Source organism: Kitasatospora nipponensis, from assembly GCF_039528135.1.
GTDB lineage: Bacteria > Actinomycetota > Actinomycetes > Streptomycetales > Streptomycetaceae > Kitasatospora > Kitasatospora nipponensis.
This window is the reverse complement of sequence record NZ_BAAALF010000048.1, coordinates 1-20626: the sequence shown is the minus strand read 5'-3', so window position 1 is coordinate 20626 and position 20626 is coordinate 1. Positions and strand designations below refer to the sequence as shown.

Below are 20626 nucleotides of genomic sequence, written 5' to 3'. Positions count from 1 at the left end.
CGTCGGCCGCTCGCGGGGGGTGCGACACTCGGCGCATGCCCGTTCTCGAACCGAACCCGCCGAACAGCCAGAAGAAGCTGCTGCAGCTCATGGGCGCGATCCTGGGGATCGTCGTCCTGGTCTCGATCATCGCCACCATCGCCCAGTCGATGGGCTGAGGGCCGGGGCCGCGGACCCGGGTCGGGGGACCGCGGCGACCGCTCGCCCTGATGGCCCGTCAGGTCCGCCACTCCTGCGGGTGGCGGCCGCCGGGAGCACCGCGCCCCGGGCCGGGTTTTCTGCGAAGCTGAGCAGATGAGCGTCGACACGCCCCACAGGATCATTGTGCTGCGGCACGCGAAGGCCGACTGGCCGCCGGTCTCCGACCACGAGCGGCCGCTCGCCGACCGCGGCCGCCACCAGGCGCCGGCCGCCGGCGCCTGGCTGGCCGACTCGGGGATCAACCCCGACTACGTGCTCTGCTCCACCTCGGTGCGCACCCGCGAGACGTGGAAGCTGGCCGTCCACGAGCTGCCCAAGCGGACCCGCCGCACCGTCTTCGAGGAGCGGATCTACGAGGCCTCGGCCGGCGAGATCATCGAGGTGCTCAAGGAGACCCCCGAGGACGTCGCCGACCTGATCCTGGTGGGCCACAACCCCGGGGTGCAGAACCTCACCGAGGTGCTCGCCGGTGACGTGAGCATCGGCGACGAGCTGACCCGGCTGCGCCAGGGCGGCTTCCCGACGGCCGGGCTCGCGGTGCTCTCCTTCGAGGGCAGCTGGAAGTCCGTGGAGCCGGGGGTGGCCCGGCTGGTCTCGTTCTACGTGCCGCCGCAGGACTGAACCCCGGTGGGTGGCGGCGCACGGTCGCCACCCACCGCCGGCGCCCGGAGTGCTACTCGTCCGCGTCCGGCGTGCCGTGCAGCTCGTCGGCCGCCTCGACCTCCTCGCGGGTGATCCCCAGCAGGTAGAGCACGGTGTCCAGGAACGGCACGTTCACCGCCGTGTCGGCGGCCTCGCGCACCACCGGCTTGGCGTTGAACGCCACTCCGAGGCCGGCCGCGTTCAGCATGTCCAGGTCGTTGGCGCCGTCACCGATCGCCACCGTCTGTCCCAGCGGCACCTTCGCCTGCTCGGCGAAGCGGGCCAGCCAGCGGGCCTTGCCGGCCCGGTCGACGATCTCCCCGGTGACCCGGCCGGTGAACCGCCCGTCCTCGACCTCCAGGGTGTTGGCGGCCGCGAAGTCCAGGCCGAGCAGCTCGACCAGGTGGTCGGTGACCTGGGTGAAGCCGCCGGAGACGATGCCCACCTGGAAACCGAGCCGCTGCAGCGTGCGCACCAGTGTGCGCGCCCCCGGCGTGAACCGGACCTCGGAGCGGACCTTCGCCACCACGCCGGCGTCCAGCCCGGCCAGCAGCGCGACCCGGGCGTGCAGCGACTCGGCGAAGTCCAGCTCGCCGCGCATCGCCGCCGCCGTCACCTCGGCCACCTCGGCCTCGCAGCCGGCGTGCGCGGCGAAGAGCTCGATCACCTCGTCCTGGATCAGCGTGGAGTCCACGTCCATCACCACCAGGCGCTTGGCCCGGCGCTCCAGGCCGGCGGCGACCACCGCGATGTCCACCCGCAGGGCGGCCGCGCGCAGCGCGAGCGCGGCCCGCAGCCGCTCGGTGGCCACACCCGAGACGGCCAGCTCGACCGCCGTCACCGGGTACTTGGCCAGCCGGAAGATCCGGTCGATGTTGCCGCCGGCCCCGGTGATCTCGGCGGCCAGCTCCGAGACCGCGGCCGCGGTCAGCGGGTGGCCCAGCACGGTGACGTGCGAACGGCCCTCGCGGCGCGGCCGGTTGTCACCGGTGCCGGAGATGATCTCGGCCTGCAGGTGCAGCTCCTCGGCCCACCGGTGCACGGTGACCCGCAGCTCGCCCTCGGCGCCGGGCTCGCCGCCGGCGGGCGGGGTGACCAGGGCGCAGAGCGTTATCCGGCCCCGGGTCACGACCTGCTCCAGGTCGATCACGTCGAGCTCGAAGGCGGCCAGCGTGGCGAAGAGGCCGGTGGTGATGCCCGGGCGGTCCTTGCCGAAGACCTTGACCAGCAGCGTGCGCTCGTCGTGGGCGTTCCTGGGCTGGGGCTCAGTAGTGTCCATGGTGCCGCCCACGCTACCTGGCGGCCCGCGCTCGAACGCCGCCCGTCCGCCTCGTGGACGCCCGTCCGTGTCGGTGCGGGGTTCACCCGGCGGGCACACCGTCACCATGGGGTGCCGCCAACGTTGCCGGCAGGTCACAGTCGGCGGGGGCGACTTTTCGCCGTCATGGCCGAGCTGGAATGATTACCCCCCGTCAGACGCGATATTCCTCACTCCCCGCACGGGGATGCCATCGGGGGACCGAGAGAGCGGGGCAGGCGGACAGTGCCGCAACTCGTCATTGAGCTCAACGGGCAGTACCGGACACTCGAGCCCGGACGGTCCTACACCATCGGGCGGGACCCGCAGTCGGACTTCCCGTTCGACGACGCCAGGGTCTCCTGGCGGCACGCCACCATCTCCTTCAACGGCGCGGTCTGGCAGCTGGAGGACCACGGCAGCACCAACGGCACGTTCGCCGGCGGCGCCCGCACCACCAACGTCCCGCTGCTGCCGGGCACCGTGCTGCACCTGGGCAACGCCGAGGCCGGTCCGCGGCTGGGCTTCAGCGCCCCGGCCGGCGCGCCCGCGCAGGGCGCCTCGGTGCAGGGCACCCCGATCCAGGGGGGCCCGCTCGCGCAGTCGGCCCCCGAGTGGCACGAGGCCGAGACCAGCCGGCACGCCGCGGGGGGCGCGGCCCGCCCGGCCGAGGCCTGGCAGCAGCAGGTCCAGGGCGCGCCGCCGCAGCCGTGGCAGGGCGGTGCCCAGCAGCCGCCGCTCGCCCAGCAGCAGCACCAGCAGCCGCCGGCCTTCCCCCAGCAGCAGGGTTACCAGCAGCAGGGCTACCCCCAGGCGGCCGGGCAGCAGCCGCCCGTGGCCGGGCCCGCGGCGGGTGAGCGCAACCCCACGATGATCCGCAACCTGACCGCGGGCATGCGCACCGTGCGGATCGGTCGCGCCCTCGACAACGACATCGTCGTCTCGGACCTCCAGGTCTCCCGCCACCACGCGGAACTGCGCCAGCTGCCGGACGGCCGCTACGAGATCGTCGACCTCGGTTCGCACAACGGGATCTACGTCAACGGCCAGCCCGCCCAGCGCCAGCTGCTCGGCCCGCAGGACCGCCTCACCGTGGGCCACTCCTCCTTCCAGCTGGTCGGCGACCAGCTGCAGGAGTTCATCGACAACGGCCCGGTCTCCTTCTCCGCCCACCACCTGACCGTCGAGGTCGACTTCAAGGGCGGCAAGAAGGTCCTGCTCAACGACGTCAGCTTCGGCGTGCCGGAGAAGTCGCTGATCGCGGTGATCGGCCCCTCGGGCTCCGGCAAGTCCACCCTGCTGCGCGCGCTGACCGGTTACCGGCCGGCCGACCGCGGCGAGGTGCTCTACGACGGCCGCAACCTGTACAAGCAGTTCGCCGAACTGCGCCAGCGCATCGGCCTGGTGCCGCAGTCGGAGATCCTGCACAAGGAGCTCACCGTCCGCACCGGCCTCAAGTACGCGGCCCAGCTGCGCTTCCCCGGGGACACCGAGGCCGCCGAGCGCTCGCGCCGGATCGACGAGGTGCTCTACGAGCTGCGGCTGGACAAGCGCGCCGACAACCGGATCACCGCGCTCTCCGGCGGGCAGCAGAAGCGCGTCTCGGTCGCGCTGGAGCTGCTCACCAAGCCCTCGCTGATCTTCCTGGACGAGCCCACCTCGGGCCTGGACCCGGGCATGGACCGCGAGGTCATGCAGATGCTGCGCGGCCTGGCCGACGACGGCCGCACGATCCTGGTGGTCACCCACTCGGTGGCCGAACTCGCCATCTGCGACCGCCTGCTGGTGATGGCACCGGGCGGCTCGGTGGCGTACTTCGGGCCGCCGGACGAGGCGCTGCACTTCTTCGGCTACGAGACCTGGGCCGACGTCTTCCAGGCCTTCGAGAACTACCCGGACCACGACTGGGCCGGCCGCTACCGCGGTTCGGTGCACTTCCAGCAGTACTCGGCCGACGTGGCCGCGGCCCCGGTGCAGCAGGCGCCGGCCAACCACCAGCCGGTCATCCCGCCCAAGCCGCAGAGCTGGGGCTCCCAGCTGTGGACGCTGATCCGCCGCTACCTGTCGGTGATCGCCTCCGACCGCGGCTTCCTGGCGCTGTCGGTGCTGCTGCCGGCGGTGCTCGGCGTGGTCTCCACCGTGGTGCCGGCCACCCACGGCCTGCAACCCAACCCCAGCGGCGGCTCCAACAACGCGGCCGGCACCATCATGCTGGTGCTGGCGATCGGGGCCTGTTTCTCGGGGGCGGCCAACTCGGTCCGTGAACTGATCAAGGAACGGGCGATCTACGAACGGGAACGGGCCACCGGGTTGTCCCGGTCGGCCTACCTGATGTCGAAGATCATCGTGCTGGGCTTCTTCAGCCTGCTGCAGGGCGCGCTCATCGCCGCGGTCGGGTTCTCCACCCGCAAGCTGCCCACCGAGGGCCTGATCTTCCAGCACGCGCCGGCCGTCGAGATGGCGATCGGCATCATCCTGCTGAGCTTCACCTCGATGATGTTCGGCCTGGTGATCTCCGCGCTGGTGAAGACCGCCGAGAAGACCATGCCGCTGCTGGTGATGTTCGCCATCATCCAGGTCGTCTTCACCGGCTGCCTCTTCCAGCTCTTCGACAAGGCGGGCCTGGCGCAGTTTGCCTGGCTGATGCCGGCGCGCTGGGGCGTGGCCGTGGTGGGCACCACGCTCGACCTCGGGCACCTGATGGTGCTCGACCCCACGCACCTCAGCGCCCATGACGGACTGTGGGCGCACAGCGTGCTGCAGTGGTCGATCGACTCCTTCATGCTGGTGGCCATCTCCACCGCACTGGCCTTCCTGGTGCTGCGGCTGCTGCGCCGCCACGAGCCGGAGGTCATGCAGAAGGGCTGACGTCCGGTCAAGGCGCGCTGACGCGGGCGGTTCCCCCATTCGGGGGTACCGCCCGCGTTCGTATCTCATGGATGAGATATCGTCTCGCCCATGGCAGATGACTATCTCGCGCGCATCGGCAAGCTCATCCGTGACGCCCGCAAGCACCGTGGCTGGACCCAGGCCGAGCTCGGGACGGCTCTGGGGACCAGTCAGAGTGCGGTCAACCGGATCGAGAACGGCGGACAGAACATCAGCCTTGAGATGATCGCCCGGATCAGCGAGGCGCTCGACAGCGAGATCGTCTCGCTCGGCTACGCCGGCCCCATGCACCTGCGGGTGGTCGGCGGGCGCCGGCTGTCCGGCAGCATCGACGTCAAGACCAGCAAGAACGCCTGCGTCGCGCTGCTCTGCGCCTCGCTGCTCACCACCGGCCGCACCACGCTGCGCCGGGTGGCCCGGATCGAGGAGGTCTACCGCCTGCTCGAGGTGCTGAACAGCATCGGCGTGCGGACCCGCTGGATCAACGACGGCGCCGACCTGGAGATCACCCCGCCGGCCGAGCTCGACCTGGACGCGATGGACCAGGACGCCGCCCGCCGCACCCGCTCGATCATCATGTTCCTCGGCCCGCTGATGCACCGGGTGGACCGCTTCAAGCTGCCCTACGCGGGCGGCTGCGACCTGGGCACCCGCACCGTCGAGCCGCACATGGCCGCGCTGCGCCGCTTCGGCCTGGAGATCACCGCCACCACCGGCCTGTACCACGGTGCGGTCGACCGCACCGTCAGCCCCGACCGCCCGATCGTGCTGACCGAGCGCGGCGACACGGTGACCGAGAACGCGCTGCTGGCCGCCGCCCGGCACGACGGCGTGAGCGTCATCCGCAACGCCAGCCCCAACTACATGGTCCAGGACCTCTGCTTCTTCCTGGAGCGCCTGGGCGTGCGGATCGAGGGCATCGGCACCACCACCCTCACCGTGCACGGCCTGCCGGTCATCGACTGCGACGTGGACTACGCGCCCTCCGAGGACCCGGTCGAGGCGATGAGCCTGCTGGCCGCCGCCGTGGTGACCGGCTCCGAGCTGACGGTGCGCCGGGCGCCGGTGGAGTTCCTGGAGATCGAGCTCGCGGTGCTCGAGGAGATGGGCCTGGACTACGACCGCAGCCCCGAGTACCCCGCCGACAACGGCCGGACCCGGCTGGTCGACCTCACCATCCGGCCCTCCAAGCTGACCTCGCCGATCGACAAGATCCACCCGATGCCGTTCCCCGGCATCAACATCGACAACGTGCCGTTCTTCGCGGCCATCGCGGCCACCGCCCAGGGCTCCACGCTGATCCACGACTGGGTCTACGACAACCGCGCCATCTACCTCACCGAGCTCACCCGGCTCGGCGCCAACGTCCAGCTGATGGACCCGCACCGGGTGCTGGTCGAGGGCCCGACCCGCTGGCGGGCCGCCGAGATGATGTGCCCGCCCGCGCTGCGCCCGGCCGTCGTCGTGCTGCTGGCGATGCTCGCCAGCGAGGGCACCTCGGTGCTGCGCAACGTCTACGTCATCAACCGCGGCTACGAGGACCTGGCGGACCGCCTCAACTCGATCGGCGCGCAGATCGAGACCTTCCGCGACATCTGAGCCCACCGCGCCGGGCATGCGTGAGGGGCGGGACCGACCGGTCCCGCCCCTCACACGTGCCCGGGCCCTTACGCCAGCTTGGCGCTCGCCGCGTCCAGGCGGGCCAGCACCCGCTCGCGGCCCAGCAGCTCCAGCGACTCGAAGAGCGGCAGGCCCACCGTGCGTCCGGTGACGGCCACCCGCACCGGCGCCTGCGCCTTGCCCAGCTTCAGCCCGTGCTGCTCACCGACCGCCAGCAGCACCGCCTTCAGCTCCTCGGCCTCCCAGGTCGCGGTGGCGAACGCGGCCCGCGCGTCGCGCAGCACCTCGGCCGCGCCCGCCTTCATCGCCTTGTTCCAGGACGCCTCGTCCTCGACCGGCTCGGCCAGGAAGAGGAAGTCCACGTTGGCGGTGATCTCCGAGAGCACCGCGAGCCGGGTCTGGGCCAGCGGCGCCATGGTCTCGAAGAGCTTCTGGTCGAAGGCGGCCGGCTCCCAGGGCGCGTGCGGGGCGGTCAGCCACGGCGCGCAGGCCGCCGTGAAGTCGGCCGGCGACAGCGCGCGGATGTACTCGCCGTTGAAGGCGGTGAGCTTCTTGACGTCGAAGAAGGCCGGCGAGGTGTTGACGTCCTCGACCCGGAACAGCTGCTCCAGCTGCGCCTGCGGCGCGATCTCCACGTCGTCGCCCGGGCCCCAGCCCAGCAGCATCAGGTAGTTGACCATCGCCTCGGGCAGGAAGCCCTCGGCCAGGTAGTCCTCCAGCGCCACCTTGTCGCGCCGCTTGGAGAGCTTCTGCCGCTTCTCGTTGACGATCACCGGCAGGTGCGCCCAGACCGGGGCGGTGGCCCCCAGCGCCTGCCAGAGCAGCTGCTGCTTGGGGGTGTTGGACAGGTGCTCCTCGCCGCGGATCACCTCGGTGATGCCCTCGTCCAGGTCGTCCACCACGTTGGCGAGCAGGAAGACCGGCGAGCCGTCGCCGCGGGCGATCACGAAGTCCTCGATCGCCGCGTTCGGGAAGGCCGGCTCGCCGCGGATCAGGTCCACCACGACCGTCTCGCCCTCGTCCGGGGTGCGGAAGCGCAGCGCGCGGCCCTCGGCGTACTCCAGGCCCCGCTCGCGGCAGAAGCCGTCGTAGCCCAGCTGCTCGGAGCCGGTGCGCGCGTTGAGCTGCTCGCGGGTGCAGTCGCAGTAGTACGCGTGGCCGCCGGCGAGCAGCTGCGCGGCCGCGGCGCGGTGCCGGTCGGCGTTCTGCGACTGGAAGTAGGGGCCCTCGAAGGTCGCGTCGTCCTTGTGGATGCCGATCGCGGCCAGCGCGTTGATGATCCCGTCGATCCACTCGGGCTGGTTGCGCGCGGCGTCGGTGTCCTCGATCCGCAGCACGAAGGTCCCGCCGCGCTGTCGCGCCACCGCCCAGTTGTAGAGGGCCGAGCGAGCGCCACCGACGTGGAACATGCCGGTGGGGGATGGGGCGAAGCGGACACGGACGGGGGCGGTGGCAGGTGCAGACATGGGGAGAGCTTATCGATCCCGGGGCCGCGGCGAGCGCCGCCCGGGCCCGCCCGCGCCGCCGGACCGCGCGGGCGTAGGCCGGTGGGCCGCGCGGGCGTAGGCCGCTGGACCTAGGCCCGCCCGGTCCGCAGCCCGAGGATCCGGCCGCGCGCCGCGCGCTACCGTGGCGGCATGGGGATCAAGGAACAGCCGCTCGACGCCGAGGCGCTCGGCGGACTCGAAGCCCTCAGCGCCGCGGTGCTGGCGATGAGCGGCCACCTCGAGGTGCGCGAGGTGCTGCGCCGGATCACCGCCTCGGCGCGCTCCCTGCTGGGCGCGCGCTACGCCGCGCTCGGGGTGCCCGACGACCACGGCGGCTTCGCCCAGTTCGTCGTCGACGGGGTGACCGACGAGGAGTGGAAGGCGATCGGCCCGCTACCGCGCCAGCACGGCGTCCTCGCCACGATGCTGCACGAGGTCACCCCGACCCGGCTCGACGACGTCCGCCAGGCTCCCGCCTTCGAGGGCTGGCCCGAGGCCCACCCGGACATGAAGGACTTCCTCGGGATGCCGATCCTGGACGGCGAGGAGATCCTCGGTGCGATCTTCCTGGCCAACAAGGAGGGCGGCTTCACCGACCACGACGAGCGCCTGCTGCGGATCCTCGCCGCGCACGCCTCGATCGCGCTGGCCAACGCCCGCCTCTACGAGCGCAGCCGCGAACTGACCCTGGCCGGCGAGCGCGCCCGGATCGCGCACGACCTGCACGACGCCGTCTCGCAGAAGCTCTTCAGCCTGCGACTGACCGCCAAGGCCGCCGCCACCCTGCTCGACCGCGACCCCGAGCGGGCCCGTGCCGAGCTCGCCGAGGTGGCCCGGCTGGCCGCCGAGGCGGCCGACGAGCTGCGCACGGTGGTGGTCGAGCTGCGCCCGGCCGCCCTGGACGAGGACGGCCTGGTCGCCACCCTCGCCTCCCAGGTCCAGGTGCTGGACCGGGCGCACAGCGCCACCGTCGCCTTCGACTCCGACGGCGGGGTGCGCACCCTGCCGCCCGCCCAGGAGGCCGCGGTGCTGCGGATCGCCCAGGAGGCCCTGCACAACGCGCTGCGGCACGCCGAGGCCCGACGGGTGGAGGTGACCCTGCGCGGGACCCCGACCCGCGGCGCCGTGCTGCGGATCGCCGACAACGGCCGCGGCTTCGACCCGGACGCGGTGCGCGAGGCCGGCCGGCACCTGGGGCTGGTCTCCATGCGCGACCGGGCGCAGACCGCCGGCGGCCGGCTCACCCTCACCTCGGCACCCGGCCGGGGCACTGTCATCGAACTGGAGGTCCCCGGTGCCTGACGGGACGTCGAAGCAGCCGATCCGGGTCCTGCTGGTGGACGACCACCAGGTGGTCCGCCGCGGCCTGCGCACCTTCCTGGAGGTGCAGGAGGACATCGAGGTCGTGGGCGAGGCGGCCGACGGCGCCGAGGGCGTCGACAAGGCCCGGCAACTGGCCCCCGACGTCGTCCTGATGGACCTGAAGATGCCGGGCGTCGACGGCATCGAGGCGCTGCGCCTGCTCAAGGAGGAGGGCAGCGAGGCCCGGGTGCTGATCGTCACCAGCTTCACCGAGCACCGCACGGTGGTCCCCGCGCTGCGGGCCGGCGCGGCCGGCTACGTGTACAAGGACGTCGACCCGGAGGCCCTGGCCGGGGCGATCCGCTCGGTGCACGCGGGCCACGTGCTGCTCCAGCCCGAGCTGGCCGGCGCCCTGCTGGCCGAGGACAGCCCGCGCGCCCCGCAGGGCCGCGGCGGGACCCTCACCGAGCGCGAGCGCGAGGTGCTCGGGCACATCGCCGACGGGCGCTCGAACCGGGAGATCGCCCGCAGCCTGAGCCTGTCGGAGAAGACGGTCAAGACGCACGTCTCCAACATCCTGATGAAGCTGGACCTCGCGGACCGCACCCAGGCCGCGCTCTGGGCGGTCCGCAACGGCGAGGCCTGAGTACCGGGCACCGCGGTGGGGTCCGGCGGTCCGGCCGTCCGGCGGTCGGTCAGGGCGCCTCGTCCACCAGCGCGTTGTACGCCGCCACCTGGGCCCGGCGCGCGGTGCGCCGCAGGGGCGTCAGCGCGGCCGCCCGGGCCGCCATCTCGCCCGCGCTGACCGCCGCGCCGTGCCCGCCGGCCGCGATCGTCAGCAGCGCCGAGACCTGCCGGGCCGACTCCAGCACCCGCACCGCGCGCGGCGGGTAGCCGGGCGCGAGCAGTTGGCTGTGGCCGCGCCGGCGGTACTGCTCCAGCGCCCGCAGCGCCTGCGGCCCGGCCCCGGCCACGTCCAGGCGCGCCAGCAGCGCGGTCGCCTCGCGCAGCCCGTCGGCCAGCTCCCGCTCGGCCTCGTACAGGGAGGGGACGTCGGCCGGCGGGCCCTGCTGCACCTCGTGGCAGCGCCACAGCACCGTGGTGGCCTGGTCGCCGGGCGGACCGTACACCTCGACCTGCGGCACCAGGCCCACCGGCGCCCCGACCGCCAGCACCGCCTCGCCCGCGTCCAGCGCCGCGAGGTTGAACGGGGCGGGACCGGTCAGGCCCAGCGGGTGCCCCTCGGCCGGCAGCGCGAGCCGCAGCCCCCGCACCCCGAGCACCCGCAGTCGGCCGAGCGCCCAGGTCAGGCCGTGCAACTCGCCGGCGGGCTCGCCCGGCAGGTCGACCACCCGATGTCTCTCGTCGTCGCGGACCACCTCCTCCACCACGTGGTCGGGCGGGGCGAAACCGGCGAGCAGCGAGTTGCCCCAGGCGGTCAGGAGGGCGGACCGGGGCTCGGCGAAGGGGTCGGCAGCGGAATCGGCAGAAGGATTCTCGGCAGGAGTCAGCGGCATCCCGCCAGCCTACGGACAAGCCGGCCACCCGGGTGGCGTAGGTTTGGCCTGTGCCGGACGAGAAGCCGCGCTCCCTGCCTGCCTACCCGGCCGACGGAGTAGGCTGCCCGCCCGCACCGACTTGTCGACACGAGTGGACCGCACGCCGAGGACCCCGCCGCGCAGGACCCCGCTGCGCAGGGCCCCCGGGCGGCCGAGAATCTGCATTGGGGAAGGCGTAGGCATGAGTGACGTGCTGGAGCTGGTGGACGTTTCCGTGGTCCGGGACGGGCGCGCGCTGATCAGTCAGGTCTCCTGGTCGATCGCCGAGGGGGAGCGCTGGGTCATCGTCGGACCCAACGGCGCGGGCAAGACCACCCTGCTCCAGGTCGCCGCCAGCTACCTGCACCCCACCAGCGGCACGGTGGCGGTGCTCGGCGAGAAGCTCGGCTCGGTCGACGTCTTCGAGCTGCGCCAGCGGATCGGCCTGGCCGGCGCCTCGCTGCTGGACCGCATCCCGCGCGAGCAGACCGTCCTGCAGACCGTGCTCACCGCCGCCTACGGCATGACCGCCACCTGGCAGGAGACCTACGAGGTCACCGACGAGTCGCGCGCCCTTGCGCTGCTCGACCGGCTCGGCATGGGCGGCTACGAGCAGCGCCGCTTCGGCACGCTCTCCGAGGGCGAGCGCAAGCGCACCCTGATCGCCCGCTCGCTGATGACCGACCCCGAGCTGCTGCTGCTCGACGAGCCGGCCGCCGGCCTGGACCTCGGCGGCCGCGAGGACCTGGTGCGCCGTCTGGGCGCGCTGGCCCAGGACCCGTACGCGCCCTCGATGGCGATGGTCACCCACCACGTCGAGGAGATCGCCCCCGGCTTCACCCACGTCCTGATGATCCGCCAGGGCAAGGTGCTGGCGGCCGGCCCCATCGACACCGAGCTGACGGCCCGCAACCTCTCGCTCTGCTTCGGCCTGCCGCTGACCCTGGAGCGGCACGGCGACCGCTGGTCCGCGCAGGGTCTGCCGCTGGGCTGAGGACGCTGCGCACAGGTGACCGGTTTCCGCCCGGTCACCTGCGGGAAGCCACCACACCGGACGTCGTTTCCTCCCTAGGATGGATCTGTGGACAGCTGGCTGTGGTGGCTCCTGGTCGCCGTCGCGCTCGGAGTGCCGCTGGTGATCACGGCGTTGCCGGAGTTCGGGCTGTTCGCAGCCGGTGCCGGCGCCGCCGCGGTGGCCGCCGGCCTGGGGGTCGACGTGGCCTGGCAGTTCGTGGTCTTCGTGACCGTCTCGGTCGCCATGCTGGTGGTGGTGCGGCCGATCGCCTACCGCCAGCTGCAGCGCGGACCGCAGGTCCGGATGGGGATCGAGGCACTCGCGGGGGCCACCGCCGTCGTGCAGGAACGGGTGGACAAGGACGGCGGGCGGATCAAGCTCAACGGCGAGATCTGGTCGGCCAGGGCACTGCACCCCGAGCACGTCTACGAGAGCGGGCAGCAGGTGGACGTCATCGAGATCCAGGGCGCCACCGCCCTGGTCGACTAGCCGCCCACCGGCCCGACCGCTCACCAGCGCAGCCGCTCACCAGCCAGTCCGCTCAACCGTTCAAGCGTCGAAGCAGTCCAGGGGAGAGACCGTGGAACCCGTCCTCATCGTGCTGGTCGTTCTGGTAGTGGTGGCCTTCATCGCACTGATCCGGACGATCCAGGTGATCCCGCAGGCCAGCGCCGCGATCGTGGAGCGCTTCGGCCGCTACACCCGCACCCTCAACGCCGGCCTCAACATCGTGGTCCCGTTCATCGACACCATCCGCAACCGGATCGACCTGCGCGAGCAGGTCGTCCCGTTCCCGCCGCAGCCGGTGATCACCCAGGACAACCTGGTGGTGAACATCGACACCGTCATCTACTACCAGGTGACCGACGCGCGGGCCGCCACCTACGAGGTGGCCAGCTTCATCCAGGCCATCGAGCAGCTCACCGTCACCACCCTGCGCAACATCATCGGCTCGATGGACCTGGAGTCCACGCTGACCTCCCGCGAGGTCATCAACGCCGGGCTGCGCGGGGTGCTGGACGAGGCCACCGGCAAGTGGGGGATCCGGGTCAACCGCGTCGAGCTGAAGGCGATCGAGCCGCCGACCTCCATCCAGGACTCGATGGAGAAGCAGATGCGCGCCGAGCGGGACAAGCGCGCCGCGATCCTCACCGCCGAGGGTGCCCGGCAGGGCGCGATCCTGCGGGCCGAGGGCGAGAAGCAGGCCGAGGTGCTCAAGGCCGAGGGTGAGGCGCAGGCCGCGGTGCTGCGCGCCGACGGTGAGGCCGCGGCGATCCGGACCGTCTTCGAGGCGATCCACGACGGCGACGCGGACCAGAAGCTGCTCGCCTACCAGTACCTGCAGACGCTGCCCGAGCTGGCCAAGGGCGACGCCAACAAGCTCTGGATCATCCCCAGCGAGGTCGGCGAGGCCCTCAAGGGCATCGGCGGCGCCTTCGGCGGCATGGCCGGCGGTCTGGCCCCGGCCACCGGCCCCGGCGTCGGTCCGGGTGCCGCACCGGCGGTCGCACCGGAGTTCACCAAGCAGGTGCCCGAGGCCGGCGCCCGTCCCGGCGTCGCGCCGGCCGGCGGCCCGCGCCCGCTGGACACCGACGACAAGGGGGCCGCCCGCCCCCGGGTCAACCCGACCCGCGAGTACCCCAAGATCGACCCGGAGTGAGCCCCGGCCCCGGCCCCCGGTCCGGACCCCGGCTCGTCCGCGCAGAGGGACCGGCGGACGGGCCCGAGGACGGACCCGGGGGTGGACCCGCCCGTCTCGCCCGCTGAAATCCGCCACCCCGACCGCCCCGCGTCCGGCATCATCGCCAGCGCCGCCACCGACACCGGGGCGGACACGCGCAACAGTGGGGACGAGTCCATGACTCCGTGGGAAGGGCTCGCGATCTTCGCGGCCGGAGCAGGTGCGGGCACCATCAACGTCATCGTGGGATCGGGAACGCTGATCACGTTCCCGGTCCTGCTGGCGTTCGGGCTGCCGCCGGTCACCGCCAACGTGTCGAACACCCTGGGCCTGGTGCCCGGTTCGGTCAGCGGCGCGATCGGCTACCGGCGTGAACTCGCCGACCAGCGCGCCCGGCTGCTGCGGCTGGGCAGCGCCTCCCTGCTCGGCGGGCTGCTCGGCGCCTTCCTGCTCACCCGGCTGCCGAGCAGCGCCTTCGACGCGATCGTCCCGGTGCTGATCCTGCTGGCCCTGGTGCTGGTGGTGATCCAGCCGCGGGTGGCCCGCGCGGTCGCCGCGCGCGGCGGCGCGCCGGCCCACCCGGACGGCGGGCCGCTGCTGATCGCCGGCGTCTTCTGCACCGGCGTCTACGGCGGCTACTTCGGCGCCGCCCAGGGCGTGCTGCTGCTGGCGCTGATGGGCATGCTGCTCCGCGACGAGCTGCAGCGGATGAACGCGGTCAAGAACGTGCTCGCGCTGATCGTCAACGCGGTCGCCGCGGTCTTCTTCCTCTTCACCGCCACGATCGACTGGACGGCCGCGCTGCTGATCGCGGTCGGCTCCGCGCTCGGCGGCCTGGTCGGCGCCAAGGTCGGCCGGCGGCTGCCGCCGACCGCGCTGCGGGCGCTGATCGTGGTGGTCGGCCTGACCGCGGTCACCAAGCTGCTGCTGGCCTGAACGGCGCACCGGGCGCGCTGACGCCCGGTCAACGCCGGCCCGGCCCGCCGGGCCGACCTATGCTCGACGGCGGGGCGGCGGCCTCCGTCCCGCCCGGTCTACCAGGAGCGAGCCGATGAGCAGCAGGACCCGCCTCACCGAGGACGAGATCACGGCCGGGCTGGCCGCCCTCCCGCAGTGGCGCCGGCAGGGGGAGAGCATCACCCGCACCGCCGACGCCGCCGACTTCCCCGCCGCGATCCGGGTGGTCGTGGCGGTGGCGGGCGCCGCCGAGGAGGCGGACCACCACCCGGACATCGACATCCGCTGGCGCACCCTCACCTTCGTCCTCTCCACCCACAGCGCCGGCGGTCTGACCGCCCTCGACCTGCGGCTCGCGGGCCGGATCGACGAGGCGCTGGCCCAGGAGTCCTGACGGACCGTCGATCCCGGACGATCCGCGCGACACCGCTCTGAGCTGCGACGATGCCCCCGTGGGCGCCCCCTGGGCCGGCCCCGGGGGCACCTCGGCGCTCGGCCGCGGGCGCGCGGCGTGAGATGCTGGCCGCCGCAGCAAGCAGTCGGGACGGACGGAACGCATGGCTCAGGACCATCCCCCAACCTTCGGCCAGGGGTACCCCCAGGACCACGGCGGGCAGGAGCCCACCGGGTACGACTACCAGCAGCAACCCTGGTACCCCGCCGCCTCGCTGGACGGCGAGCAGCCCTACCAGGCGCCCGCGCCCGACCCGTTCGACGGGTCGCGGCAGCCCTGGGAGTGGCAGCAGCCGGTGCCCCGGCAGCGCGAGCCCGAGCCGGGCGGCTACCCGGGCTACCCGGGCGGCGAGTACCAGGCCGAGTACCAGCAGGCCGCGCCGTACGCGGCCGTGGCCGACCCCGGCTACCAGCCGGCGCCGGGCTACCCGTCGTCCGGCTACGAGTCCGGGCCGGGAGCGCAGGCCGGCCCGTACGCGGATCCGTACGCCCCCCAGGAGGCGTACGCAGACCCGACCGCCACCCTGGCCGCCGGCACCGCGTTCGGCGCCGAGGCCGCCGCCGAGCCGGGCGCCGCCCCGCCGGACACCGCCGTCCAGGACACCGCCGTCCAGGGCAGTGCGGTCCAGGGCAGCGCGGCCGACGCCGGTGACACCGAGGCCGACACCGACCCCTCGGGCCGGGCCGGCGCGGACGAGGCCCCCGGACAGGGTTCCCTGCTGGACCGCGCCCGCGCCGCGTTCGCCGGCGGCGAGGCCACCGACCGCCGCGCGCTGCTGATCCGCGCCGGCGCCGGCGTGGCCGCCCTCGGCGTGCTGCTCACCGCAGGGCTGGTCGCCACCCGTGGCAGCGGCGGCAGCGCGCACCACGACTCGGCCTCGGCCCCCTCCTCGGACGCGGGGTTCGCGGTCGCGCACAACCGGATCTGGACCGCCCAACCGGCCGCCGCCCAGCCCGCCCAGCCGGGGCAGCCCGCGCCGGACGACACCCTGGTCGGCTCCTGGCTGCTGGCCGACGCCGTGGTCCGGGCCGACAGCACCGGCCTGCACGCCTACGACCTGGCGGCCGGCAAGGCCACCTGGAGCATCGACGCGCCGTCCCCCGGCGCCGTCCCGTGCGGCCTGTCGCCGACGGTCAACGCGGCCGGGATCGGCGGCGCGCTCTTCCGCACCCAGGCCGACCCGAAGAGCCCGTGCACGCTGCTCGTCGCGGTCGACACCAAGGCCGGCAAGGCCGTGTGGAACAAGCCGCTGGCCGACGGTCAGAAGCCGTTCGCCGCCCAGGTCGCCGTCACCGACGACAAGGTGGTCGCGGTCGGCGACGACAAGGCGCAGGCCTGGTCGGCAGCCGACGGCAAGGACGCCTGGCAGTACGGCGGGCCGGGCAAGTTCTGCACGCTCTCCGGCAGCGCGCAGGGCGGCACGGTGCTGCTGCACAGCAGCTGTGCCGACAGCGCCCCGGGGGAGCAGGCGGTGGCGCTCTCCACCGCCGACGGCAAGGTGCTGTGGGCACGCGAGCTGAAGAACGCCCCGAAGACCGTCACCACCCTCTCCGCGGAGCCGGCGGTCATGCTGGTGACCGGTGACCAGCCCGCCGACGAGAAGCTGCTGGCCTGGGGCCAGAACGGCGACCCGGGCGTCGAGATCCCGGTCCAGTCGGCCGACGGCCGGCTCGATGCCGGCCACGGCGGCTTCTCGCCGGTGCCCGGGGTCTTCCTCCAGGACCACACCCTGGTCACCACGCTGGTCCCGGCCGCCGCCGACGGCACCCCCGCCGTGGTCGGCTACGACCTGGCCACCGGCAAGCAGCTCTGGCGGACCCAGGTGAGCGAGAAGGGCACGGTGCGCGCGGTCGGTCTGGACAACGGTTCGCTGGTGCTCGCCGCCGACGAGCGCCTGGGCCAGCCCGCCCACCTGAGCCGCTTCGCCCTGGCGAACGGTCAGGAGACGGTCGGCGGCGCCTTCCCGCCGGGCACCGGCTCGCTGCTCAGCTCGGGCCGGCTGCTGATCGGCGACGGGCGGGTCGTGGTGGTCCCCGAGCACTCCACGCACTTCGGTACGGCCGCCGCCTACCAGGCCAAGAGCTGACCCGGCGGGCGCACGACGTCCGCGGGGCCGGCCTGTCCCCCGATCAGGCCGGTCCCGCGGACGTCCCGGCACCCCGCGGTGCCCGTGGCGGCGCTCAGGCCACCGCCCGCGCCGGCTGCGGGAGCCAGGCGGCCAGCTCGCCGGCCTCCCCGGCCCGCAGGCCCAGCGCCAGCATCAGCGAGGCCTCCGGCGTCGGCTCGAACGGCCGGCGCAGCAGCACCATGCCGGCCTGCTCCGGCGTCCGGTCGGCCTTGCGCTGGTTGTCCTCGGCACAGGCCGCCACGGTGTTCAGCCAGCTGTCGGAGCCGCCGCGCGAGCGGGGCTGCAGGTGGTCGACGGTGGTGGCCCGCCGGCCGCAGTACGCGCACAGGTGCTGGTCACGGACCAGCACACCGCGCCGCGACCACGGGGCCCGTTGTCGGAACGGCACCCGGACGTAGCGTTGGAGCCTGATCACGCGGGGCACCGGTACCGCGAGACCGGTGGCCCGCACCATGCGCAACGGATGTGCCTGCTCGACCACGGCCTTGTCCTGCAGAACGAGCACCACCGCGCGCTGCAGCGACACCGTCGACAGCGGCTCGTAGCTCGCGTTGAGCACCAGCGTGTTGCGCATCGTGAACACCTCCCGGGCGAGTGCCGCCCTGTGGCGGACAGTTCACTGTGGACGCCAGGACCCTTGCCGGACAACGGAATTTCCCCACCGCCACGACCGTCCGGCTAGCCTCGGGGCTGTGTCCACCGACCCCAGCCCCGCGGCCGCCGCCCTGCCGCGCTCCTTCTTCGACCGGCCGTCCCCCGAAGTCGCCCCCGACCTGCTGGGCCGCGTGCTGCGCTGCACGCTGCCCGCCGGGACCGTCGAGCTGCGGCTGACCGAGGTCGAGGCCTACCTCGGCGCCGACGACCCGGCCTCGCACGCCTACCGCGGCCGCACCCCGCGCAACGCGGTGATGTTCGGTCCGCCCGGGCACGCCTACGTCTACTTCACCTACGGGATGCACTACTGCCTCAACGTGGTCTGCGGGCCGGGCACGGCGGCCGGTGGTGTGCTGCTGCGCGCGGGCGAGGTGACCGCCGGCGCCGACCTGGCCCGCCGGCGCCGCGCGACCAGCCGCCGCGACAGCGACCTCGCCCAGGGGCCGGCCCGGCTCGCCGTCGCGCTGGGGGTCGACCGGACCCAGAACGGTGAGGACCTGGTCGAGGGGCCGGTCCTGCGCCTGCTGCCGGGCACCCCGCCGGGCGAGGCGCTGGTGCGCCGCGGCCCGCGCACCGGGGTGGCGACCGGGGCGCAGACCCCCTGGCGGTTCTGGACGGCGGACGACCCCACGGTAAGCCCCTACCGCGCCCACACCCCGCGCCGCCGCGCGCCGAGCGTGCAGGGGTGAAACCCGCCGGCGCCGACCGCGTACCCTCAAAGACGCCGGCCCACCACGGGACCGGCGCCACGACCCGGCCTCGCCCCGCCGCGCGGAGCGGGCCGACCGACCAAGGAGAAGCGTGACCGTGACGGACATCGTCGACGAGCTGCGGTGGCGTGGGCTGATCGCCCTGTCCACCGACGAGGACGCATTGCGCAAGGCGTTCGCGGACGGCCCGGTCACCTTCTATTGCGGATACGACCCGACCGCGCCGAGCCTGCACCTGGGCAACCTGGTGCAGATCCTCACCCAGCGCCGGATCCAGCAGGCGGGTCACCTGCCGCTGGGCCTGGTGGGCGGCGCGACCGGCCTGATCGGTGACCCCAAGCCGACCGCCGAGCGGGTGCTCAACGACCCGGAGACGGTGGCGGCCTGGGTGGACCGGCTGCGCGGCCAGATCGAGAAGTTCCTCGACTTCGAGGGCCCCTACGCGGCCCGGATGGTCAACAACCTGGACTGGACCTCCGGGATGTCGGCGATCAGCCTGCTGCGCGACGTCGGCAAGTACTTCCGGGTCAACAACATGATCGCGAAGGAGGCCGTCGCCCGACGGCTCAACTCCGACGCCGGCATCAGCTACACCGAGTTCAGCTACCAGATCCTCCAGGCCATGGACTTCCTGGAGCTGAACCGCCGCTACAACTGCGTGCTGCAGACCGGTGGCAGTGACCAGTGGGGCAACCTCACGGCCGGCACCGACCTGATCCGCAAGGCCGACGGCGGGTCCGCGCACGCGCTGGCCACCCCGCTGATCGTCAAGGCCGACGGCACCAAGTTCGGCAAGACGGAGTCCGGCACGATCTGGCTCGACCCCGAGCTGACCACGCCGTACGCCTTCTACCAGTTCTGGCTGAACGCGGACGACCGGGACGTCTCCAACTTCCTGCGGATCTTCAGCTTCCGCTCGAAGGCGGAGATCGAGGAGCTGGAGCGGGAGACCGCCGAGCGCCCGCAGGCCAGGCTCGCCCAGCGGGCCCTGGCCGAGGAGCTCACCACTCTGGTGCACGGCGCGGACCAGTACGAGCGCGCCGTCGCCGCCTCCAAGGCGCTGTTCGGCCAGGGCGACCTGGCCGAGCTGGACCCCGCCACGCTCGCCTCGGCCCTGGCCGAGGTGCCACGCGCCGAGGTCGGCGAGCTGGCCCCGATGGCCGACCTGCTGGTCGCCGTCGGCCTCGCCCCCAGCCGGTCGGCCGCCCGCCGCACCCTCAAGGAGGGCGGCGCGTACCTCAACAACGCGAAGGTCGCGGACGAGGACGCGGTGCCCGCCGCGGAGGACCTGCTGCACGGCCGCTGGCTGGTGCTGCGCCGTGGGAAGCGCAACCTGGCGGCGGTTGAGCTCACCGCGAACTGATGTCCACTCACTCCCGGTGAGTCCGACCGGCCGTCAGGTGGCCGGAAAGAGACCGTACTTGAGCTGGGAGAAGAACACCGAGGGGCCGGATCAGGTCAGATCCGGCCCCTCATGTTTGACGGGTCGGCCCGGCTGGCCTAGTGTTGGACGAGTCGCCTGAACCGGACGGACGGAAGGGGCAGCCGAAAGGCCGGCCCGAACCATCTGGTGCGACCATCACATTTACTGCTTGATCCTCTGCTTATTCCTTCTTTCCTGTGGGATGCGGCGTGGTCCGGACCTGGTCCGGAAATGCAGTAGAGTGGCGGTCGCCGAAAGAAAAGGCGAACCTGGTCAGCCAGGAAGTCGGAAAAGGCAGTCAGCCGGATCTGATAAGCTGAATGAAGAACGAAGCGAATGAAAACGAACGCCCGGAGAGCTTGCGAGAGCGGCTTGAAGGAAGTGTCCGTTCCTTGAGAACTCAACAGCGTGCCAAAAGTCAACGCCAGATATGTTGACATCCCCGGCCTCGATCACTGATCGGGGTTGGAGATTCCTTTTGAAGTAACACAACTAGCGAGGACGCTGTGCGCGTTGCCACCCTATTCCGGTGGTAGTCGTGCCGCTCTGCGCGGGTGTAACCCGATTGCGGGTAGACATTCACGGAGAGTTTGATCCTGGCTCAGGACGAACGCTGGCGGCGTGCTTA

General features: G+C 72.9%; 18 protein-coding genes. 14 read left to right on the top strand and 4 right to left on the bottom strand.

Going from position 1 to position 20626, the window contains the following annotated elements; translation table 11 throughout:
* The first annotated feature begins 35 nt into the window (after positions 1-35).
* Both ABD323_RS16135 and ABD323_RS16130 read left to right on the top strand, forming a co-directional pair.
* A complete protein-coding gene (locus ABD323_RS16135) occupies positions 36-158 on the top strand; it encodes an SGM_5486 family transporter-associated protein (protein WP_344442280.1) in 123 nt (40 codons plus the stop codon).
* 136 nt (positions 159-294) lie between these two features.
* A complete protein-coding gene (locus ABD323_RS16130; RefSeq protein WP_344442279.1) occupies positions 295-822 on the top strand; it encodes a SixA phosphatase family protein in 528 nt (175 codons plus the stop codon).
* A 52-nt stretch (positions 823-874) separates the two neighbouring features.
* Here the strand turns inward: ABD323_RS16130 and serB are convergent, their stop codons facing one another.
* Complete coding sequence (gene serB, locus ABD323_RS16125; RefSeq protein WP_344442278.1) at positions 875-2122, bottom strand: phosphoserine phosphatase SerB; 1248 nt, start codon at positions 2120-2122, stop codon at positions 875-877.
* A gap of 264 nt (positions 2123-2386) precedes the next feature.
* Here serB and ABD323_RS16120 point away from each other — a divergent pair, with 264 nt between their 5' ends.
* Both ABD323_RS16120 and ABD323_RS16115 read left to right on the top strand, forming a co-directional pair.
* Positions 2387-5008 (top strand): FHA domain-containing protein, encoded by a 2622-nt coding sequence (locus ABD323_RS16120; protein WP_344442277.1) that lies wholly within the window; start codon positions 2387-2389, stop codon positions 5006-5008.
* Positions 5009-5098: 90 nt separating this feature from the next.
* Positions 5099-6628 carry a helix-turn-helix domain-containing protein gene (locus ABD323_RS16115; protein WP_344442276.1) on the top strand — a complete coding sequence of 510 codons (1530 nt, stop codon included), beginning with the start codon at positions 5099-5101 and terminating at the stop codon, positions 6626-6628.
* Positions 6629-6696: 68 nt separating this feature from the next.
* Here ABD323_RS16115 and gltX read toward each other — a convergent pair whose 3' ends face one another.
* Positions 6697-8058, bottom strand: coding sequence for a glutamate--tRNA ligase (gltX, locus tag ABD323_RS16110; RefSeq protein WP_344442309.1), 1362 nt, complete (start codon positions 8056-8058; stop codon positions 6697-6699).
* 228 nt (positions 8059-8286) lie between these two features.
* Here gltX and ABD323_RS16105 point away from each other — a divergent pair, with 228 nt between their 5' ends.
* Entirely contained in the window at positions 8287-9438 is a 1152-nt protein-coding gene (locus ABD323_RS16105; protein WP_344442275.1) for a GAF domain-containing sensor histidine kinase, read from the top strand.
* Complete coding sequence (locus tag ABD323_RS16100) at positions 9431-10084, top strand: response regulator (RefSeq protein WP_344442274.1); 654 nt, start codon at positions 9431-9433, stop codon at positions 10082-10084. The genes ABD323_RS16105 and ABD323_RS16100 overlap by 8 nt, the downstream gene beginning before the upstream one ends.
* Positions 10085-10133: 49 nt before the next feature.
* Here the strand turns inward: ABD323_RS16100 and ABD323_RS16095 are convergent, their stop codons facing one another.
* A complete protein-coding gene (locus ABD323_RS16095) occupies positions 10134-10955 on the bottom strand; it encodes a hypothetical protein (RefSeq protein WP_344442272.1) in 822 nt (273 codons plus the stop codon).
* Between the two features lie 223 nt (positions 10956-11178).
* Here ABD323_RS16095 and ABD323_RS16090 point away from each other — a divergent pair, with 223 nt between their 5' ends.
* The 6 genes from ABD323_RS16090 (at position 11179) to ABD323_RS16065 (ending at position 17169) form a co-directional block, all read left to right on the top strand.
* Positions 11179-11970: an ABC transporter ATP-binding protein gene (locus tag ABD323_RS16090; RefSeq protein WP_344442269.1), complete on the top strand. Its 792-nt coding sequence runs from the start codon at positions 11179-11181 to the stop codon at positions 11968-11970.
* An 87-nt stretch (positions 11971-12057) separates the two neighbouring features.
* Positions 12058-12480 (top strand): NfeD family protein, encoded by a 423-nt coding sequence (locus ABD323_RS16085; protein WP_344442267.1) that lies wholly within the window; start codon positions 12058-12060, stop codon positions 12478-12480.
* A 91-nt stretch (positions 12481-12571) separates the two neighbouring features.
* On the top strand, positions 12572-13651 hold the full coding sequence (locus ABD323_RS16080) for an SPFH domain-containing protein (protein WP_344442266.1): 1080 nt from the start codon (positions 12572-12574) through the stop codon (positions 13649-13651).
* Positions 13652-13849: 198 nt separating this feature from the next.
* Positions 13850-14608 carry a sulfite exporter TauE/SafE family protein gene (locus tag ABD323_RS16075; protein WP_344442265.1) on the top strand — a complete coding sequence of 253 codons (759 nt, stop codon included), beginning with the start codon at positions 13850-13852 and terminating at the stop codon, positions 14606-14608.
* A 115-nt stretch (positions 14609-14723) separates the two neighbouring features.
* A complete protein-coding gene (locus ABD323_RS16070; protein WP_344442264.1) occupies positions 14724-15023 on the top strand; it encodes a 4a-hydroxytetrahydrobiopterin dehydratase in 300 nt (99 codons plus the stop codon).
* 163 nt (positions 15024-15186) lie between these two features.
* Complete coding sequence (locus ABD323_RS16065) at positions 15187-17169, top strand: outer membrane protein assembly factor BamB family protein (RefSeq protein WP_344442263.1); 1983 nt, start codon at positions 15187-15189, stop codon at positions 17167-17169.
* A gap of 94 nt (positions 17170-17263) precedes the next feature.
* Here the strand turns inward: ABD323_RS16065 and ABD323_RS16060 are convergent, their stop codons facing one another.
* Complete coding sequence (locus ABD323_RS16060) at positions 17264-17785, bottom strand: HNH endonuclease (RefSeq protein WP_344442262.1); 522 nt, start codon at positions 17783-17785, stop codon at positions 17264-17266.
* Positions 17786-17903: 118 nt separating this feature from the next.
* Here ABD323_RS16060 and ABD323_RS16055 point away from each other — a divergent pair, with 118 nt between their 5' ends.
* Positions 17904-18554: a DNA-3-methyladenine glycosylase gene (locus tag ABD323_RS16055; RefSeq protein WP_344442261.1), complete on the top strand. Its 651-nt coding sequence runs from the start codon at positions 17904-17906 to the stop codon at positions 18552-18554.
* Between the two features lie 118 nt (positions 18555-18672).
* The gene (tyrS, locus tag ABD323_RS16050; protein ID WP_344442307.1) at positions 18673-19938 is read left to right on the top strand and encodes a tyrosine--tRNA ligase; all 1266 of its coding nucleotides are present in this window, start codon (positions 18673-18675) and stop codon (positions 19936-19938) included.
* Positions 19939-20626 lie beyond the last annotated feature (688 nt).

Coding starts and splice junctions, on each gene's coding strand:
- ABD323_RS16105 (WP_344442275.1), top strand. CDS start 8,287: ATGGGGATCAAGGAACAGCCGCTCGACGCCGAGGCGCTCGGCGGACTC.
- ABD323_RS16065 (WP_344442263.1), top strand. CDS start 15,187: ATGGCTCAGGACCATCCCCCAACCTTCGGCCAGGGGTACCCCCAGGAC.
- gltX (WP_344442309.1), bottom strand. CDS start 8,058: ATGTTCCACGTCGGTGGCGCTCGCTCGGCCCTCTACAACTGGGCGGTG.
- ABD323_RS16090 (WP_344442269.1), top strand. CDS start 11,179: ATGAGTGACGTGCTGGAGCTGGTGGACGTTTCCGTGGTCCGGGACGGG.
- serB (WP_344442278.1), bottom strand. CDS start 2,122: ATGGACACTACTGAGCCCCAGCCCAGGAACGCCCACGACGAGCGCACG.
- ABD323_RS16135 (WP_344442280.1), top strand. CDS start 36: ATGCCCGTTCTCGAACCGAACCCGCCGAACAGCCAGAAGAAGCTGCTG.
- ABD323_RS16095 (WP_344442272.1), bottom strand. CDS start 10,955: ATGCCGCTGACTCCTGCCGAGAATCCTTCTGCCGATTCCGCTGCCGAC.
- ABD323_RS16115 (WP_344442276.1), top strand. CDS start 5,099: ATGGCAGATGACTATCTCGCGCGCATCGGCAAGCTCATCCGTGACGCC.
- ABD323_RS16130 (WP_344442279.1), top strand. CDS start 295: ATGAGCGTCGACACGCCCCACAGGATCATTGTGCTGCGGCACGCGAAG.
- ABD323_RS16075 (WP_344442265.1), top strand. CDS start 13,850: ATGACTCCGTGGGAAGGGCTCGCGATCTTCGCGGCCGGAGCAGGTGCG.
- ABD323_RS16070 (WP_344442264.1), top strand. CDS start 14,724: ATGAGCAGCAGGACCCGCCTCACCGAGGACGAGATCACGGCCGGGCTG.
- ABD323_RS16060 (WP_344442262.1), bottom strand. CDS start 17,785: ATGCGCAACACGCTGGTGCTCAACGCGAGCTACGAGCCGCTGTCGACG.